Origin of the sequence: Rhodococcus sp. NBC_00294 (genome assembly GCF_036163995.1) — a bacterium.
In the GTDB taxonomy this organism is placed as follows: domain Bacteria; phylum Actinomycetota; class Actinomycetes; order Mycobacteriales; family Mycobacteriaceae; genus Rhodococcoides.
The window spans coordinates 348654-365076 of the sequence record NZ_CP108043.1; the positions used below are offsets into that span (position 1 = coordinate 348654).

At 68.4% G+C, this 16423-nt stretch carries 18 protein-coding genes; 11 read left to right on the forward strand and 7 right to left on the reverse strand.

Going from position 1 to position 16423, the window contains the following annotated elements; genetic code table 11:
• Window positions 1-2 precede the first annotated feature (2 nt).
• Both OHB23_RS01560 and OHB23_RS01565 read right to left on the reverse strand, forming a co-directional pair.
• Window positions 3-1262 (reverse strand): glycosyl hydrolase family 28-related protein, encoded by a 1260-nt coding sequence (locus tag OHB23_RS01560; RefSeq protein WP_231476457.1) that lies wholly within the window; start codon window positions 1260-1262, stop codon window positions 3-5.
• A 231-nt stretch (window positions 1263-1493) separates the two neighbouring features.
• Entirely contained in the window at window positions 1494-2270 is a 777-nt protein-coding gene (locus tag OHB23_RS01565; RefSeq protein WP_155957120.1) for a GNAT family N-acetyltransferase, read from the reverse strand.
• A 180-nt stretch (window positions 2271-2450) separates the two neighbouring features.
• Between OHB23_RS01565 and OHB23_RS01570 the strand changes: the two genes are divergently transcribed.
• From OHB23_RS01570 to OHB23_RS01580, 3 genes are read left to right on the forward strand one after another with little or no spacing between them, the layout of a single operon-like run.
• Window positions 2451-2741, forward strand: a complete 291-nt coding sequence (locus OHB23_RS01570) for a phosphopantetheine-binding protein (RefSeq protein ID WP_308123935.1) — start codon at window positions 2451-2453, stop codon at window positions 2739-2741.
• Complete coding sequence (locus OHB23_RS01575; RefSeq protein WP_328810702.1) at window positions 2738-4300, forward strand: sugar transferase; 1563 nt, start codon at window positions 2738-2740, stop codon at window positions 4298-4300. Before OHB23_RS01570 ends, OHB23_RS01575 begins: the two co-directional genes overlap by 4 nt.
• A gap of 5 nt (window positions 4301-4305) precedes the next feature.
• Window positions 4306-4842, forward strand: coding sequence for a YdcF family protein (locus OHB23_RS01580; RefSeq protein WP_328810703.1), 537 nt, complete (start codon window positions 4306-4308; stop codon window positions 4840-4842).
• A 141-nt stretch (window positions 4843-4983) separates the two neighbouring features.
• Here OHB23_RS01580 and OHB23_RS01585 read toward each other — a convergent pair whose 3' ends face one another.
• Window positions 4984-6540: an Hsp70 family protein gene (locus tag OHB23_RS01585; RefSeq protein WP_328810704.1), complete on the reverse strand. Its 1557-nt coding sequence runs from the start codon at window positions 6538-6540 to the stop codon at window positions 4984-4986.
• Window positions 6541-6677: 137 nt separating this feature from the next.
• Complete coding sequence (locus OHB23_RS01590; protein ID WP_222633055.1) at window positions 6678-8000, reverse strand: NAD(P)/FAD-dependent oxidoreductase; 1323 nt, start codon at window positions 7998-8000, stop codon at window positions 6678-6680.
• A 112-nt stretch (window positions 8001-8112) separates the two neighbouring features.
• Here OHB23_RS01590 and OHB23_RS01595 point away from each other — a divergent pair, with 112 nt between their 5' ends.
• The 5 genes from OHB23_RS01595 (at window position 8113) to OHB23_RS01615 (ending at window position 10981) form a co-directional block, all read left to right on the forward strand.
• Window positions 8113-9225 carry a GGDEF domain-containing protein gene (locus OHB23_RS01595; RefSeq protein ID WP_328810705.1) on the forward strand — a complete coding sequence of 371 codons (1113 nt, stop codon included), beginning with the start codon at window positions 8113-8115 and terminating at the stop codon, window positions 9223-9225.
• 26 nt (window positions 9226-9251) lie between these two features.
• The gene (locus tag OHB23_RS01600) at window positions 9252-9764 is read left to right on the forward strand and encodes an arsenate reductase/protein-tyrosine-phosphatase family protein (RefSeq protein WP_222647944.1); all 513 of its coding nucleotides are present in this window, start codon (window positions 9252-9254) and stop codon (window positions 9762-9764) included.
• A gap of 85 nt (window positions 9765-9849) precedes the next feature.
• Window positions 9850-10224: a hypothetical protein gene (locus OHB23_RS01605; RefSeq protein ID WP_328810706.1), complete on the forward strand. Its 375-nt coding sequence runs from the start codon at window positions 9850-9852 to the stop codon at window positions 10222-10224.
• A 2-nt stretch (window positions 10225-10226) separates the two neighbouring features.
• Window positions 10227-10601: a CrcB family protein gene (locus OHB23_RS01610; protein WP_328810707.1), complete on the forward strand. Its 375-nt coding sequence runs from the start codon at window positions 10227-10229 to the stop codon at window positions 10599-10601.
• Window positions 10598-10981 (forward strand): hypothetical protein, encoded by a 384-nt coding sequence (locus tag OHB23_RS01615; protein WP_037186944.1) that lies wholly within the window; start codon window positions 10598-10600, stop codon window positions 10979-10981. The genes OHB23_RS01610 and OHB23_RS01615 overlap by 4 nt, the downstream gene beginning before the upstream one ends.
• Here the strand turns inward: OHB23_RS01615 and OHB23_RS01620 are convergent.
• Together OHB23_RS01620 and OHB23_RS01625 are read right to left on the reverse strand one after the other, a co-directional pair.
• Window positions 10963-11547: a YdcF family protein gene (locus tag OHB23_RS01620; RefSeq protein ID WP_328810708.1), complete on the reverse strand. Its 585-nt coding sequence runs from the start codon at window positions 11545-11547 to the stop codon at window positions 10963-10965. The genes OHB23_RS01615 and OHB23_RS01620 overlap by 19 nt on opposite strands.
• Window positions 11548-11643: 96 nt before the next feature.
• Window positions 11644-12204: a LecA/PA-IL family lectin gene (locus tag OHB23_RS01625; protein ID WP_328810709.1), complete on the reverse strand. Its 561-nt coding sequence runs from the start codon at window positions 12202-12204 to the stop codon at window positions 11644-11646.
• A gap of 285 nt (window positions 12205-12489) precedes the next feature.
• Here OHB23_RS01625 and OHB23_RS01630 point away from each other — a divergent pair, with 285 nt between their 5' ends.
• On the forward strand, window positions 12490-12675 hold the full coding sequence (locus OHB23_RS01630; protein WP_027506979.1) for a hypothetical protein: 186 nt from the start codon (window positions 12490-12492) through the stop codon (window positions 12673-12675).
• Window positions 12676-12881: 206 nt separating this feature from the next.
• On the opposite strand, the gene OHB23_RS01635 is transcribed toward OHB23_RS01630, so the two are convergent.
• Window positions 12882-14468: a polysaccharide biosynthesis tyrosine autokinase gene (locus OHB23_RS01635; protein WP_442973009.1), complete on the reverse strand. Its 1587-nt coding sequence runs from the start codon at window positions 14466-14468 to the stop codon at window positions 12882-12884.
• Window positions 14469-14753: 285 nt separating this feature from the next.
• Between OHB23_RS01635 and OHB23_RS01640 the strand changes: the two genes are divergently transcribed.
• Entirely contained in the window at window positions 14754-15236 is a 483-nt protein-coding gene (locus OHB23_RS01640; protein ID WP_328810711.1) for an Lrp/AsnC family transcriptional regulator, read from the forward strand.
• 148 nt (window positions 15237-15384) lie between these two features.
• The gene (locus tag OHB23_RS01645) at window positions 15385-16422 is read left to right on the forward strand and encodes a GGDEF domain-containing protein (RefSeq protein ID WP_328810712.1); all 1038 of its coding nucleotides are present in this window, start codon (window positions 15385-15387) and stop codon (window positions 16420-16422) included.
• Window position 16423: the final 1 nt, after the last annotated feature.

Below are 16423 nucleotides of genomic sequence, written 5' to 3' on the forward strand. Positions count from 1 at the left end.
CGCTACAGCACCCCGAGGTTCTGCCCGCTCACCACACCGGTGTTGCTGATCGACAGCCGCCAACTCTTGCCGTCCGGCGACTTGACGACGGGTCCGCCGCCGGCGGAGAAGAGCTTGCCGCGGCCGAGCACCGACCAGCCACCAGGGAAGGTGTTGCCGGGGAAGTCGGCACCCTGGCTGGTGATGAGGTTGATCGCGGTCCCCTCCGCGACATACTGCGCGTTCACCCTGATGAGCTGGGGATTCGACTGTTGGTCGGCGTCGAACGCCACGTTGGCGAGGTACGGCTGGCGGCAGTGCTGCAGATCGAGGCAGATCCCGCGAGCGGCGACCTTGCAGTTGACCATGCCGAACTGCGACGGTCCGCCCGTGCCCGCCTTACCGATGGTGAGGGCCGTCGCCGCTCCCTCGAACCACACGTTGGTGAGCCACCAGTCGTTGGCCCGGCCGTCCACGACGAGATGCGACGTGGTGGTGTTCGCATTGATGTCGGAGACGAACTCGGTGTTGACGATCGACATTCCCGACGCGAAATTGTTGCCCGTTCCCAGCAGCCCGATCCAGTTGGTCGCGAACTTGCAGTTGGCGATGTACGACTGAATGGCCGTCGTCGACATCGCCGTTCCGTAATTGTTGAAGTCGCAATTCACGAACGACGTTCCGCCGGTGTTGTTGATCAGCGACACGCCTTTCTGCGGCAGGAACCGGGGGTAGCTCTGCGGGGTGTGGTTACCGCGGAAGACCACCGAGTCGAACGAGCAGCGGAAGCAGGCGTCGAGAAGCACGGCCAGCGACGAGGGATCCAGCGAGAAGATGCCCAGGTTCTTCAGTGCGACGCGCTGACGGCCCTTGAGGGTGAGCAGCGTGCCCGAGCTGGTGTGCACGATCGTCGTCAGATCGGCGCCGGCTCCGAACACGGTGGCGTAGTTGGCGAACTGTGGGAGCGAACGCACCCGGAACATGCCGGGCGGGAAGTACAGCGGCCGGTTCTGTTGCTGCGCTGCGGTATACGCGGCGGCGACGGCGGCGGTGTCGTCGGCGGCGTTGTCACCCTTCGCGTTGTACGGAGCGGCCTTGACGTTGACCCACCCGAGCAGGGCGCCGGGGTCGGTCTCGCCCGCCGCGAGGGTCACGGCCACGGGGTCGTCGGCCTGCGCGAGGATGCTGCTCGCCGCGAGCGTGGTGCCCACTCCAGCGGCCAGTCCCCCCATGAGCAGTGCGCGGCGGTCGAGCCGCGAACCCGAAGGACCTCTGTCGTTCATGGTTTACCCCTTCACCATCGTGGTCGGCGCACCTCCTGCCCCCGCTCGGCGCCTGCCCATACACAAGCAAAGAAATGCGCATTCACGACGCGACGCGCCGCCGCGGGAGACCCGCGATACACGGCGGTGTGAAAAAGACCGACCGCGGCTTTCACATCGAAAGCCGTTCACTGATGGGCATCGTGTTTCGCGCCCGCCCACCAAGACAAAGGCAGGAAAGTGTGTCGGCCGTCACGCGGCGCCGAGCACCCACCGAGGCCGCGACCACACCTGCCAGTACTCCGTCGTGTGAAAGCCCAGCGACGCGTAGAGCGGCACTCCGGCCGGGGAGGCGAGGCACAGATCCTGCGACGGCCCGTGCAGTCCGGTCTCGACGTACTTGCCGCCCGCGATGAGGCGCGCCGCGTGTCCGGCACGGCGGTGGTCCGGATGAGTGGCCAGCGCCCACCCCGTGACGGTGTCGCCGGCGCGGCAGGACAGGAGGCAGGACACGAGCTCATCGTCGACGAACAGGCCGAACGCCATGGCGTCGGGACGGCGAAGCGTCTCCGCGGTGTAGACGGCGGCGGCCAGCTCGGGTCCCACCCCGAACGCGAGCGACGCGACCTCCTGGCAGGCGGGCAGGTCTGCCTCTGTGATCTCGCGCACCCCGTCCACCGGCTGCGACCCACCGGCGGACCGGTGCATGAACGGCATGGCCTGCAGGCTCACCCAGCCGGCGTCGGCCAGGGTCTGCGCCCCCGAGAGGCCGGCGCCGGCCAGCATCACCAGAGCCGGTCGGCGGAGCGCGGTCACCGAGTCGATCACTCGTCCGACCTGTTCAGCGGCGTCTCCACCGTGCACCAGGGCGAGGTTGTAGTCGGGTCGGGCCAGCCCGCTGAACGCCACCCACCCAGAGTCGGTCGACTCGAACGTGTGGTCCGCCCAGGAGCGCGTCGTCTGTCCGAACGACTGCCGGAGCGCCTCCATCTCGCGCTCCGACGACCGTCCGATCGGCATCTCACTCACGCCTTCACCAAAACCTTCCTGCGGTACGGAAACTTCTCATATACACTTCTCGTAGATTGTTGCGGCGTCCACAAGAGCCGACGCGGTCGAGTTCTTCCATGTAAGTCGACGATGCATTCGCCGCGGGGCGCGATATGAGCGTGACTGTCTGTCTGAACCGTAGGCAAGGAGTAAACCCTCGTGACGCACCCGTCACCAACCCGGGACACCATCGTCCGTAGCTCGCTTCACCGAGCCGGTCGGCTACCCGTCGATCCGTGGACGCTGGGCGACGACGAGAACCTGTTCGACGCCGGCCTGAGTTCGCACGCCAGCGTGGCCGTGCTCGTGGATCTGGAGGAATCGGCCCAGGTCGAGTTCCCCGATCACCTTCTCCGTCGTTCCACGTTCTCCACGATCGCCACCATCCGTGACGCGCTGGACCATGTGTCCGACACCTCCGCCGCCGTCCAGCCGGAGGCGAGCCGATGACCACCTCGCACCCCGACACCTCGCCGATCGATCTCCGTGGCGACAACCACCGAGGCGACAAGCGCCGCGGGGCGGACTCACCCGATCTCGAGCCGGAGAACCTACTCCCCCGCTTCGCCCGCCATGCCGAGGCCGTGCAGTACGCACAGGCAGCGCAGGAGGCGACGGCCACCGAGGTCACCCCGCCCATCCCGCTCCGTCCCAACATCCCGGATCCGCGCAGTCGTCTGTCGCGCTGGCCGGCTCTGCACCTGAGCGCGGTGCTCGGCATCGTCCTCGAGTCGATGTTCGTCTCCCTCGCTGTCGCGCTCGCGCCGTTCGACGGCCACCCGGTGATCGTGACCGTGCTGATCGTCCTGTTCGCGGTGCTGCCGCAGCGCCGTCGTCAGCGTCTCACGCTGTCGATGCTGGACGATCTGCCGCTGATGGCCGCCATCGTGCTGCTGGTCTCCATGAGCGCCATCGTCATCGTGGCGCCGTCCACCACCCTGCTCACGGCCGCCCTCATCTCCCTGTCCGTCCTGGCGGCCACCATGGCGGGGCGCGAGGCGTCCTACTTCGTCGTCCGTCGGCTGCGGCGTCGGCCGCGCTTCCAGCGCCGCACCGTCGTGATCGGCAGCGGGCTCGTGGCCACGCAGCTCGTCGAGAGCATGCAGTCCTACCCGGAGCACGGTCTCGAGCCGCACGCCCTGCTGGACGATTCACCGATGCCGGCGAGCGTGGCCAGCCACATCCCCGTCGAGCCGCTGGCGAACCAGCTGCGGACCTACATCGACCTGCACCAGATCGACACCATCGTCATCGCGTTCTCGGCGATGCGGGAGTCGGCTCTGCTGACACTGCTGCGCGAGTGCGACCGGATGGACTGCGAGATCTTCGTGGTGCCTCGTCTGTTCGAGTTCGTGAGCGTCACCGGTGAGATGGACCGACTGCACGCCATCCCGCTGGTGCGTATCCGACGCGACGCGCACCGGTCGCTCGCCTGGCGCATCAAGCGCGTCCTGAGCAGCATCCTTGCGGGTATGGCTCTCTTCGTACTGTCCCCGCTCCTGCTCGCCATCGCGGCAGCCGTGCGGTTCTCCGATCCGAGCGCGCCCGTGCTGTTCAAGCAGTTGCGCGTCACCGGCAACGGTCAGCTGTTCGCCTGCCTCAAGTTCCGGTCGATGAAACCCGCGTCGCGCACCGAGTCGGACACGACGTGGAACATCTCCCAGGACGACCGCGTCGGGCGACTGGGCCGCTTCCTGCGCAAGACCTCTCTGGACGAGTTGCCTCAGCTGTGGAACATCATGGTGGGCGACATGGATCTGGTGGGCCCGCGCCCCGAGCGACCGCACTTCGTCGACAAGTTCACCACCGAGATCCCGGGCTACTCCGCGCGTCACCGCGTGCCCGGCGGGCTCACGGGATGGGCTGCGGTGCACGGACTCCGAGGCGACACGTCACTCAAGGACCGCGCGCTCTACGACAACTTCTACATCGAGAACTGGAGTCTCTGGCTCGACGTCAAGATCCTGCTCCGTACGGTCCTGTCCGTACTGCGGCGGACCGGTGGCTGAGACTCGTGACCTTTCGCCGCCTTCTGGTGGCGTTCTCGGTGCTGCTCGTGGCCATCGTGGCCGCGGGATGGCCCGTGTACGTCCACCCTCAGACAGACCCACTCCGACCGGCCGACGCCGTCGTGGTGCTCGGGGGAAAGCCCTACGGGCGCTTCCACTACGGCATCGACATCGCCGAGCAGGGGTACGCACCCGAAGTGGTGCTCTCCAACTCGGTGGGCCCGGACGACGTGCGCATGCAGCAGATCTGCAACGGCACCTACACCGTGACGGTGTCGTGCTTCCTTCCGGATCCGTACTCCACGAAGGGCGAGGCGGAGGAGATCGAGCGCCGCGCCGCCGCGGAGAACTGGAAACACATCATCGTGGTGACCTACACGCCGCACCTGTCTCGGTCGCGCTACATCGTCCAGCAGTGCTTCGACGGCGAGGTCACCATGTCTCCCAACCCCACTCAGGAGGGGATCGGAGAGTGGATCGGCAGCTACATCTATCAGACTGCCGGCTACATCAAGGCTGCACTCGACAGCGAGTGCTCGTGACCGTGGCCTGACGGCCCGGACACGCGACGAACACGAACGCCGTAGTGCGGCATCGCTGCGATGCGATGCCGTCGGGGGCTACGGCGCTCGTGTTCGACGACATTCACAGCAGGACAACGATATCCACCGCGAACGGCAGGATCAGAACCCGGGAATCAGACCCGGCGGGATCTGGATGCCGGGCGGCAGCTGCACACCGGGGAGACCCGGGATGGTCGGCGGAGCGGGCGCGGGAGCAGGCGCCACGTCGGGAATCTCGGCGGCCGGAGCGGGCGCCTCCACCGGAGCCGGAGCGACCGGGGGAACGGTGGTGGTGGTCGGCGGCACCGTGGTGGTGGTCCGTGTGGTGGTCGCCGTCGTCGTGGACGGTGCGTCCGAACTCGACGTTCCCGCCTGATCGGCCGGGGTGACGTCGGCGGTGGACTGCGACGGCGTCGCGCCGTACCCGAGCGCGAGCCCGACGGCAGCGATCACCGCGAGACCGACGGCCGCGATGAGCGGCAGCCGTGGGCGTGACGAACGCTGTTCCGGCGCTGCGGAACCGGACCCGGAGAGCCACGAGGGAGTCTCCGCCGCGCGCGGATCCGCCACGTCGGGGCGATGCTCCGAGTCGCGAGCCGCATGGTCGATGTCGCGCGCGGAGTGCTCACGGCTCTCCACGTCGCTGTAGGCCATGGTCTCCGCGGACGGTGCGCTGAGCGCCTTCTCCGGCGCCGGTGCGTCCGGCGTGCGCGGCTCGACCGGCCCGGCGACCACGGGAGCGGACACCAGCGGTGCCGCGACGGTCCGAGCGGGAGCAGCGGGACGAGGGGCGGCCATCGGGACGGGACCGGAGTTCGACTGGCCGTCCACGGGAGTCGCGGACAGTGCCGCACCCTTCGCGGCGACCAGCTCGGGCTCCGCGGGCGTGATGGTGGGGAGACCGACCCAGCCCGCGAGCGTCGCCCGGACCAGGGGGATGCGGGATCCGCCGCCGATCATGACGAGAGCCTCGACGGGGCGGCCGGCGCGCGTGATGACATCGCGGGTGAGCCGCGCGGACTGCTCGATGGGGACGGCGACCATCGACTCGAACGCCTCGCGGGACAGCAGGATCAGCCCGCCGATACCCGGCAGGCACACGGCGCCGCTCGAGGAGAGCTGTTCCTTGGCCACGCGGCACCGGAGCTCGAACTCGCGTCCGTCCACGTCGTCCAGGCCGCTCTGCTGGCGGCCGATCTGGTTGTCGCGGATGGTGGCGTCGAACATGTTGCCGCTGACGGCGAAGCTGCGCTCGGAGGCGAGCACCTGCCCGTTGTCGAGGTCGACGACGGTGACGCTGAGACCCGAGCTGCCCAGGTCGTACAACCCGACGACGTGGAGCCCGTCGAGGTCGCCCGTGGACCGCAGGAACTGCACGGCGGCATGCACTTCGGGGACGAGGCGGTAGTTGACGATGTGCTGGCGGGCCATGGCCCGGGCGACGGCGCCGGCCTGCGCGTCGTCGCGGTAGGCGACGCCGGTGGCGGAGATCGACTCGGGGTCGGCGGGGTCGGCGAGGATGACGCCGATGGACTCGGCCGCGAGCTGCTCGGCCTGGTCGAAGGTGGTGTCGATGGCGCGGTGACGGAAGGCGGCCTCGACGCCCGCGCGCAGCCCCTGAACGGGCCTGGCCAAGCGCACGGCACTGGTGCCTACCGACACTCCCAGTACTGTCATGAGCCGCCTTGTCCGGACCGATGTACCGCACGACGAGCGCGTGCGATCACAGAGTGTAACCAGGCCGCGCCATCGCCGTCACATCGGCTGTTACGACCTGACAAACGGGGCAGGCGTCCACTTTGTCCGGAGGCCGGTCACGCGTAGGGCATGCGGGCGGTCTCCGGATCGCCGAACGTGACCGCTCGCTCGCGTCTGGTTCCCGAGGCGAGGGTCGCGGCCCAGTTGATCAAGGTGCCGGCACGGTTGCGTCGACCCGAGAGGAACGCGATGTGGATCGCGCCCCACGCGGCCCACCCGGCGAAGCCCGAGAGCTGGATCGGGCCCGCCTGCAGCAGTGCGTGCCGACGCGCGATGTAGGCCGCGCTACCGAGGTCGTGGTACTTGAACGGCGACGATGCGCGCGTCCCGTTCTCGATGGTCTTCGCGATCATCGCGCCCGCGTGGCGGCCGCCCTGCATGGCGACCTCCGCGACGCCGGGCAGATCGTTCAGCGCGGCCACGTCGCCCACGACGTACACGGTGGGGTGCCCCGCGACCGAGAGGTCCTTCTCCACCGGAATGCGTCCGCCACGCGCCTGCGTGACGCCCAGTGCCGACGCCAGGGTCCCGGCGAAGGGCACCGCCTCGACGCCCGCGGTCCACAGCACCGTGTGGGTGTCGTAGGTCGTCTTCTGCTTGTCCGACTTGCGGGTGACCTCGATGTGGTCGGCCGTCACGTCGGTCACGTGGACCCCGAGGTGGGTCTCCACCCCGATGTGGTCGAGGGTCTTCTGAGCCTTTGCCGACAGCGTGGCGTCGAACGACTCGAGGACGCGGTCACCGCCGTGGAACAGCAGCACCCGCGCCTCGCTCGGGTCGATCGAGCGGAACTCGTGCTCGAGGGCACCGACGGCGAGCTCACGGATCTGACCGGCGATCTCCACGCCGGTGGGGCCGCCGCCGGACACCGCGAACGTGAGCCACGGCCGACGCTCCTCGGGAGTGGGCAGCGACTCGGCCATCTCGAACGCGCTGATGAGCTTGCGGCGGATCGCGAGCGCGTCGTCGACGGTCTTCATGCCGGGCGCGTACTTCGCGAACTCCTCGTTGCCGTGATAGCTCTGCCGCATGCCGGCCGCGAACACGAGGTAGTCGAAGGGGAGCTCGAACGTCGACCCGTCGATGCGCGACGCGGTGAGACGTCGTTTCTCGAGATCGATGCCCGACGCCTCCCCGAGCGCGACGTGGGTGTTCTTCTGTCGACGCAGGAGGTGCCGCAGCGGCGAGGTGATGGATCCCTCGGACAGCAGGCCGGTGGCGCACTGGTAGAGCAGCGGTTGGAAGACGTGCGAGGTGCCGCGGTCGATCACGGTGACGTCGCCGTCGATGTGTCGCAGTCGCCGGGCGGCGTACAGCCCACCGAATCCGCCGCCGACGACGACGACACTCGGGCGCTGTCGTGAGAGTTCATCAGCCATGCTCGAAATCCTGCCACGCGAGGCCGCAGTGCTGTAACGAAGCGGGGCGTCGTCACGAACCTGTGAGTAGGTTTACCTTTCACCATTCTTCCCAGCCGAGAGTTGCCAGTCGATGTTCCGTGTTGTGGGCGAGTGGTGGAGTCGACCCTTCGACTACTCCGCGATGCCCGGCTACATGGCGCAGCGCGGACTGCAGCGGCCCTACCGCCGCATGATGGCCGCAGTGGTGCTCATGGTGGTGCTCGCCGGTTCCCTGCTGCTCTTCACCAGCGGGGCACCTCCCTCACCTGCCGCCCGCGCCGTGTTCATCGCCTGCCTGGTCACGGGCGCCGTGTCGGCGCTGCTGTGGCTCCGCGGGACGTGGCCGACTCGTCGACAATCCCTCGTCTTCCTGTTCGGCGACGACGTGGCACTGGTGGTGGGGCTGTCGATGCTGGCCGACGTGCAGGCCTCGTTCACCGTGTCCGTGGTGTTCGCCCTTCTCGGCATCTACTGCGGCTACTTCCACTCGATCCGCACGCTCGTGGCGCACATCGCGCTGACGGTGGCCGTGTCGCTCTACTTCTTCGGCTCGGCCGCCGCGGAGGGCGACAGCGACGTGGCGTATTTGTCCGTCCTGCTGGTCGTGCAGCTGGCACTGTTCCTTCTCGCACCGCTGCTCTCGCAGATCCCGCTGTCGAACCTGCGGGACGACGCGTACCAGTCGGGCACCGATCCACTGACCGGGGCGCTGAACCGTCGGGGGCTGAGCGCGGTGGTGCACGCGCCGCTGCTGGCTGCGGCACGTCACGACGAGGTGGTGGCGATGATGGTGATCGACCTCGACAGGTTCAAGTCGGTCAACGACCGCGTGGGCCACGAGGGCGGCGACGAGGTGTTGCGACGGGTCTCCGAACGGTTGCAGACCAGTACGACCACCTGGGCGTATGTCGCCCGTCTCGGCGGCGAGGAGTTCTGCGTCGTCGGGATCGTGCCGTGGGCGGAGATGCGGAACCGTCTCGACGACGTCCACGCCGCCGTCCGGTGCGACGCCGACGAGGTACCGGTCACGGCGAGTGCCGGAGTGGCGTGGATCCCCGGCAGCCGGTGGACCCGCAACGCCGACGACGTCGAACTGCTGATCCGCCGCGCCGACCGTCTGATGTACGAGGCGAAGCGCGCGGGAGGGGACAGCCTGCGGTTCGACGACCAGGCGTACACCACGACGGACAACGCGCGCACCTGACACCGGCGCGGACCTACACTCCGCTCATGCATGTCCTCTACGTCTGCACGGGCAACATCTGCCGCTCCCCCACCGCGGAACGGTTGACCGCCGCGTTCGCTCGTGACCTGAACCTGGACGTGACCACCGACAGCGCCGGCACTCGTGCCGTGATCGGGCACGGCGTCCAGGCCGAGGCGGCCCGCGTTCTGGAGTCCCTGGGCGGCGATCCCACCGGGTTCGTGGCCCGCCGGCTCACCCCGACCATCGCGTCCGGGGCGGATCTGGTGCTGACGATGACCTCGCGGCACCGTGACGAGGTGCTGACGGTGGCGCCGCGCAACCTCCGCCGCACGTTCACGTTGCTCGAGGCGGCGGAGTTCGCGCGGCGCACCGGTGTGATCGACGCGTCCGCGTGGGTCTCCGAGCGAGCGGCGAACCCGGTGACGCAGCTCGACATCATGGATCCCATCGGTCAGTCGACCGACGTGTACGAGCGGGTGGGCGACGCCATCTCGGAGGCGCTCGGTCCGCTGTTCGAGATCTGGGGCGCTCGCTGATCGAAGTTCGGACTGCCACCCGCCGTCTCCCCGGCTACGGTATGACTCGGCTCGAGGACACGGGCGGAAACGGAGCGCGGAGACCATGCGTGAGAGAGCTGCCGTCGCCGTCGTGATGGGCATCGCCGCGGCCGCCCTGGCCGGCGGGCTCACCGTCGCTGCCGCCGGCGGAGTGTTCGACGCGGACGTTCGACGGGTCTCTCCCCCACCCATCGACGGCACGGTCGCCGTCGTGGGCAGCCTGACCTACGCGCCCACCATCGAGGTGCCGCCGTCCCCGACGTGGCAGATCGCGCCCGTCACCACACCCCGGCCCACCACCACGCCTCCGCCGACCACCACCGCGGCCACGACGGCCGACGAGCCGACCACCACGACGCGGCGCACCCGCACGTCCACGACCACCACCACCGACGCGGACGACGCCGAGTCCGGGAACACGGACTCGGGGGACAACTGACAGTGCCGCGTCCCCCGGTCACTGACGTGGTGCTCGTCGCGCTGGGTGGGGCGATCGGGTCGGCCGGCCGTCACGCCGTTCTGTCGGATGCCGTCCCCGCGGCCGGACTTCGCGTCACCGTCGCCGCGACGCTCGTGATCGGCTGTCTCGCACTGGGTCTCGTCCTGGGAGCGACGACGCGATCCCCCACGAACCCGCTCCGTGTCTTCGCGATCGGACTCTGCGGCGGCTTCGCCAGCTTCTCCCTGTACGCGGTGGTGGGATCCGCGTTGTCGACCGCGTGGATCGGCGTCGTCTTCCTGGTGGTCACACCCGTCGTCGCTCTCGCGGCGATGGCTGCGGGCGCTCTTCTCACCGCCTCGATCGTGCGCCGATGAGCTCCGCCGTGGCCTTCGTCGTCGGCGGAACACTGGGCACGGTGGTCCACTACGTAGCCACCTCGATGTCGAGGGCACCCCAGCGAATGGTGCTGGCGGCCAACGTCGCCGCGTCCGCGCTGTACGGGGTGGTGGCCGCGATGGGTGCGCACTACGCCGGCGGCTGGAACACGCCGTGGGCCGCCGCGTTGCTCGGATTCGCCGGGGCGGCAGCACCGTTCACTGCCCTGGGCCTGCAGGCGAGTACGACGACCGGCCCCGGCCGGGTGCGCACCATCGTTCTCGGGATCGGCGCGAACGTGCTGGCCGGTGCGGCCGCTGCCGTGCTCGGCTACCTGTCCCTACGTTTCGGTGTGACGCTCTATCGCAAGCTGCGCTGAGAGACGTCGGCGCACGTGCCCTGCGCGCGAGCCTTGACGAAGCCGGCGACCTGGTAGAGGTAGGTGTACTCCCAGTCGGCCAGCGAGAAGGCATACGACCGAGGAACGGCCCGCATGGTGACCTCACCCGAGAAGCACCGTCCGAAGATGTATCTCGCGCGCGGAAGGTGATACCGCCAGCTGATCACCATGACGTGCGACCATCCGTACTGCTGCGCCAGGCGTTGCGTGAAGATCGCTTCGCCTCGCGTGGTGCTCGGCACCGGCGCGGGGCACAGCACCGTCAGGGTCGAGGTGCCGGACGCGCACCACGCTGCCATGCGCCGATCCCGCGAGTTGTAGGGATCGGACAGGACGACCGTGTCGGCGACTCCGGAACGGGCGAGGTCGAGGCCGTACTCCTCGCGCCCGTCGTGCTCACCACCCAGCACGATGATGGCGTCGACGGACGTCACCGGATCCTCTGCTGCACGGGTGAACAGCACATATCCCGAGGCGCCGAGTCCCACGGTGCCGGCGACCACGAGGGACGCCATCACCAGCGCGAGGCGCACCGTCCAGGACATGGGTCAAGGCTAGGCGAGAACGCTGCTGCACCACTGAGTGAAGCCCCCTCGCCGGGCGGAACGAGGGGGCTTCGTGTCAGCGCGATCGGTCAGATGTCAGGATCCGAAGGCGGAGAGCGGGATGCACACGAAACCGAGGTCGAGGCAGTCCGGCTGCTCGGGCTCGGGCTGGGGCTCGGGGGTGATGCCATTGTCGTAGGCGATGGTGACGGCGTAGGAACCCGTGTTGTCGGCGTAGCTGCCGGCACCCGCCGCGTCGTTGTAGGCGAATCGAACTGCACCCACACCGGTGACCACGGTCGGTCCGGAACCGACGAAGGTCGGAGCGCCGTCACCCACCGTCACGACGAGAGCGCCGATCTGTTGATCCGGCAACACACAGGTGTCGCCGCACAGGCCGTACGCGCCGTCCGGAGTGGTGGTCGTACGCGGGTCGTCGGCGAAGAACGCGGTACCGGTCGCGGTGATGGTGGTGGTGCCCGCCGCCGTGGCGACGACGCCGGAGTCCTGGAAACCCTCCACTGCCGCCTGGACGTCGAACTGGGCCGTCACCGGCGCTGCTGACGCGGTCGATGCTCCGAAGAGCAGCGCACCGAGAGCAAGCGGTACGGAAGCAGCGTAGAGAGTGGGCTTCGCGAATGTTCGAGAGGTCATCATTGGCCTTCCGTCACGCGCCGCGTGGTCGTACCAGACTGCACCCCCGCATACCGGTCATCGCGAACGGCGCAAATCGACTGTAGCGCAGCATTTTTCACACCAAGGGCGTAATTCAATCATTCGTTCGATCTTTCATTCGATCGAATGAACCCCGAGAAGGCGATCGCCCGGCAGTGACGGCATCATCACGGACTTGCGTGACTGCCTCGGCTGGCAAACGTGCACGAACCTGTGAAACGTAACCAAACTGCGCCTGAATGCTTGGTTACATGTGACACTCGGCCGATGGGGTGGGTGATCGTCGGCATCGTGGCCGTCTGGATTCTGATGGCCGTCGTTCTCGGCGTCTGGATCGGTTCTTCGCTGCACAACGCCGAGATCGAGGACGAAGCCGACCGGGTCCGCCGCAGCGAGCGTGACAGCCGTGAGACGCCCGCGCACCACGATCCGGAATGGGGATCGGCAGCCTGACACACCCGGGATACTCCGGCCACGGGTGCCGTTGAAGAGGCCGACGGTGTTCGATCCCACTGCCCCGGGTACCAACCATCAGCCGCTTCGAGCGGCCACCTGCCGAGAGGCGCACTGGCGGGCACCGTCGCCTGATGACAAAGCCGCAGACCCCTGGTCTGCGGCTTTCGTCGTTCACGCGGTGCGGGTCCGAGCACCCACCCCTGTCAGGACTGATACGGACGGCGAGGCGGCGGACGCATCGTCGACCGACTCGGAACCTGCTCGGCCTCGTACCCGTTGCCATTGCCGTTGCCGTTGCCGTTCGCGTTCTCGGCCTGACGCCGGGCAGCTCGGCCGCCATGGCTCCGGGTGGGCTCGTAGCGGGGCGCGGGGTAGGCCTCGGGGACGGGTTCCGGAGTGGGCTCCGGTGCGGGCTCGGGCACCACGACCGGCGCTGCCGGCCGCACGGCGGCGGACGGAGCGTCCTGACGAGCGACCGTGGTGTCGGTCTCGTAGTAGTGGCGGTAGTCGTAGTCCCGCTTGCCGCGCGACGGGGCCATCGTGAGGATGACGCCCAGGATCGGGGCACCCACCTGCGTCAGGTTGCCCAGTGCACGGGTGAGTTCGTCCCGCTTGGTGTGGCCGTGGCGCGCCACGACGATGGCGCCGTCGGCATGCGCCGTGATGACCGACGCGTCGGTGACGGGGAGCAACGGCGGTGCATCGACGACGACGTAGTCGAAGCTCGCGCGGAGCGTGTCCATGACGGTGCGCGCCGCCTCGGACCCGAGCAGCTCGGACGGGTTGGGCGGCAACGGTCCGGAGGCGAGCACGTCGACACCGTGGAACTTGGTCGGCTGCAACACTTCCTCCACGCCCGCCTGCCCCGACAGCACGGTGGAGAAGCCGACCGACCCGACCAGGCCGAGGTACTTGGAGACGCGGGGCCGACGGAGGTCGCCCTCGATGAGAGCCACGTGGTGGCCGGCCTCGGCGAGGACCAGCGCGAGGTTGACGGCCGTGGTGGTCTTGCCCTCGGCGGGCACGGCGGACGTCACGACGATGACGCGCGGCGGCGAGTCCACCTCGAGGAACTGGAGGTTGGTGCGCAGTTCGCGGAAGGCCTCGGCAGTGCCGGAGGACGATTCGGCGAAGGAGAGCGCTGCCTCCTCCTTGATGGTCTTGTCGAAGGGCACGACGCCGACGACGGGAACGCCCGAGAGGTCGGCGAGCGCGGTGCGGTCCTTGATGGTGTTGTCGAGCCGGTCGCGGATCACGGCGAGCGCGATACCGAGCAGCAGTCCGACGGCCACACCGAGAGCGAGGTTGCGCGTGGTCTTCGGCGAGATCGGGCCGGTGGGAACCTGTGCCGGCTCGACGACGCTGACCTGGGCCAGCGGAGCGCCGCCGCCGGGAGGCGTCTCGAGGTCGTCGACGAAGTCCACGAACGTGGTGCCGATGCCGTTGGCGAGATCGCGCGCGGTCGTCGCACTGGCGTCGGACACGCACGTGTCGATCAGCACGGTGTCGGGCGACGACGTGGTGCGGACCTTCGACGCCAGTGCCGACGGGCTCATGGAGAGGCCGAGGCTGTCGATGGTGCGCTGCGCGACACTCTCGCCGCCGAGGAGCTGCGTGTAGGAGGCGACGCGCTGCTGCGACGCCAGGTTGCCCTGGTACACCTCGGTCACCGAGGACGACGACGAGCCGGTGGAGACGTAGAGGCGGGTGCACGCCTCGTAGACGGGCGTGGACACGAGTGAGAACACCAGCGACGCCGCTGCGGCGATCACCGTGGTCAGAACAATCACGATCCACCGCGCGCGGAGAATTCTCACGTAATCAGATATCTCCACCGAGACGACTCCTCACATCGATGACGGCCGGACCGAGCACCCGGACCACACATCTGGGGCAAACTTCTGGACTCACCTTAACCATGTCGTGACCATCGGGCATCTCGGGAACGGGGCGAAAGCCCCGCTCCGGTTTTTACGCGATAAATGTGAGAAACACCGATTTTTAAAATCACGATCAAGTTCGTGAGCACTGCATACTTCGGGCTGCTCCGCTCGCCGTGTGGCACAGTTCACCACGTGACCAAGCTCGACCGCACCGATGCTCGCCTGTTGCTCGTGCTCTGCGACATCCCTCGCGCCACCGGAGTCCACCTCGCCTCGGTTCTCGGACTGGCGCGAAACACGGTTCAGGCCAGACTCTCTCGTTGGGACGACTCACATACCCTCGCGCCGATGGACCGGCTCGTCTCCCCTCGGGACCTGGGGTATCCCCTCCGCGCGTACGTGGGCGCAGTGACGGACCAACACCGCCTCGAAGCGGTCATCGATCGACTGCGGGACATCGCCGAGGTGACCGAGGTGGTCGGCGTCTCGGGCGGAGCAGATCTGCAGATCGGCGTCTCCGCCGCGGACGCCGACGATCTGTATCGCGTCGCCGGGCTCATTCTCGCGGTTCCCGGAGTCGAACGCACGACGGTCTCCGTCGTGATGCGCGAAGCGATTCCCTATCGCACCCGGCCGCTGATCGAAAGACTTGCGCGCGAGAACGACAATTCCTGATTCCACTCCTGTTACGTGTGCGCAAAACAGGGATCGGGCCCGACGGAAGCGCGCAACCACCCCTCGACGCAGGTTCCACGCTGATACCGTCCGACAGGTGATACGCCCAGGTTCCGGCGGCCGCAGTCGTGTTCGGTCCCGGGCGCCCTTGACCGACGTCGTGCGTCGCCGTATCGCTGTGCTGATCCCGACGTTCGCCCTCCCCGGCATCCTGACGATGTTCAGCGCCGCCGGCCCGGCCGCCGGCGCCCCGCGTATCGCTGCCATCGCCGTTCTGCTGTCCACTCTTCCCGTGGCGGCAATCGTCGCCACCGCTCGCAAGTCGTTCACCTGGTGGCGCCGGGCGCGCACCCAGCGCGCCGTCGCTCTGGCCTTCACCGTCTACGCCGACGTGGGGACGTCTACCTTCCTCCTGCTGTGCAGCAGTCACGCTCTGGGTCTCGCCGGGTGTGCCCTGTTCGCGGTCATCAGCTCGTACGTCGCCTTCTTCGGCGGACGCGCCACCGTGGTGGTGCACCTGGTGCTGACCACCGTCGTGATCGGCTGGATGACAGCACTGGTCCTGCGCGAGCAACCGATCGGCGCGATGGCCACCATCGCCGCGGCGACGAGCATCTGGCTGGCGGTCAACGCGACCATGTCCATCGTCAGCACCACCTCGATGTCCTTGCACCGGCACCTCGAGCGTCAGATCGACAGCGCCCGGACCGACCCGCTGACGGGACTGCTCAACCTGCGCGGCCTGGAGGTGCAGGCGAAGCGGCAGCTCCGCGGACGGTCACAGGTGGGATTCCTGCTCGTCGACCTCGATCACTTCAAGTGGGTCAACGATCATCACGGGCACATCGCGGGCGACGGGGTGCTCGCGCTCGCCGCGCAGCGCCTGCGCGATCACCTGGGTGACCGGGCAGTGGTCGCCCGACGCGGCGGCGAGGAGTTCCTCGTGGTGCTCGACGCGCAGTCCACCGGTCTGCACGCTCTCGCCGAATCGATCCGGCTCGCGCTGTCCGACGCGTCCGACCTCATCCCGGTGACGGTGAGCATCGGGGTCTCGTGTCTCGACACCACGCGAATGACGGCGGCCCCGATCGCGTCGACCGTCAACCACGGCATGCACCTCGCGGACATCGCCATGTATCGAGCCAAGGCCGCGGGCCGCAATACCGTGGTGGTCTACGCGGACTGAC

Coding starts and splice junctions, on each gene's coding strand:
- OHB23_RS01590 (WP_222633055.1), bottom strand. CDS start 8,000: ATGGCTGATGAACTCTCACGACAGCGCCCGAGTGTCGTCGTCGTCGGC.
- OHB23_RS01605 (WP_328810706.1), top strand. CDS start 9,850: ATGCGTGAGAGAGCTGCCGTCGCCGTCGTGATGGGCATCGCCGCGGCC.
- OHB23_RS01575 (WP_328810702.1), top strand. CDS start 2,738: ATGACCACCTCGCACCCCGACACCTCGCCGATCGATCTCCGTGGCGAC.
- OHB23_RS01615 (WP_037186944.1), top strand. CDS start 10,598: ATGAGCTCCGCCGTGGCCTTCGTCGTCGGCGGAACACTGGGCACGGTG.
- OHB23_RS01620 (WP_328810708.1), bottom strand. CDS start 11,547: ATGTCCTGGACGGTGCGCCTCGCGCTGGTGATGGCGTCCCTCGTGGTC.
- OHB23_RS01585 (WP_328810704.1), bottom strand. CDS start 6,540: ATGACAGTACTGGGAGTGTCGGTAGGCACCAGTGCCGTGCGCTTGGCC.
- OHB23_RS01630 (WP_027506979.1), top strand. CDS start 12,490: ATGGGGTGGGTGATCGTCGGCATCGTGGCCGTCTGGATTCTGATGGCC.
- OHB23_RS01595 (WP_328810705.1), top strand. CDS start 8,113: ATGTTCCGTGTTGTGGGCGAGTGGTGGAGTCGACCCTTCGACTACTCC.
- OHB23_RS01600 (WP_222647944.1), top strand. CDS start 9,252: ATGCATGTCCTCTACGTCTGCACGGGCAACATCTGCCGCTCCCCCACC.
- OHB23_RS01560 (WP_231476457.1), bottom strand. CDS start 1,262: ATGAACGACAGAGGTCCTTCGGGTTCGCGGCTCGACCGCCGCGCACTG.
- OHB23_RS01625 (WP_328810709.1), bottom strand. CDS start 12,204: ATGATGACCTCTCGAACATTCGCGAAGCCCACTCTCTACGCTGCTTCC.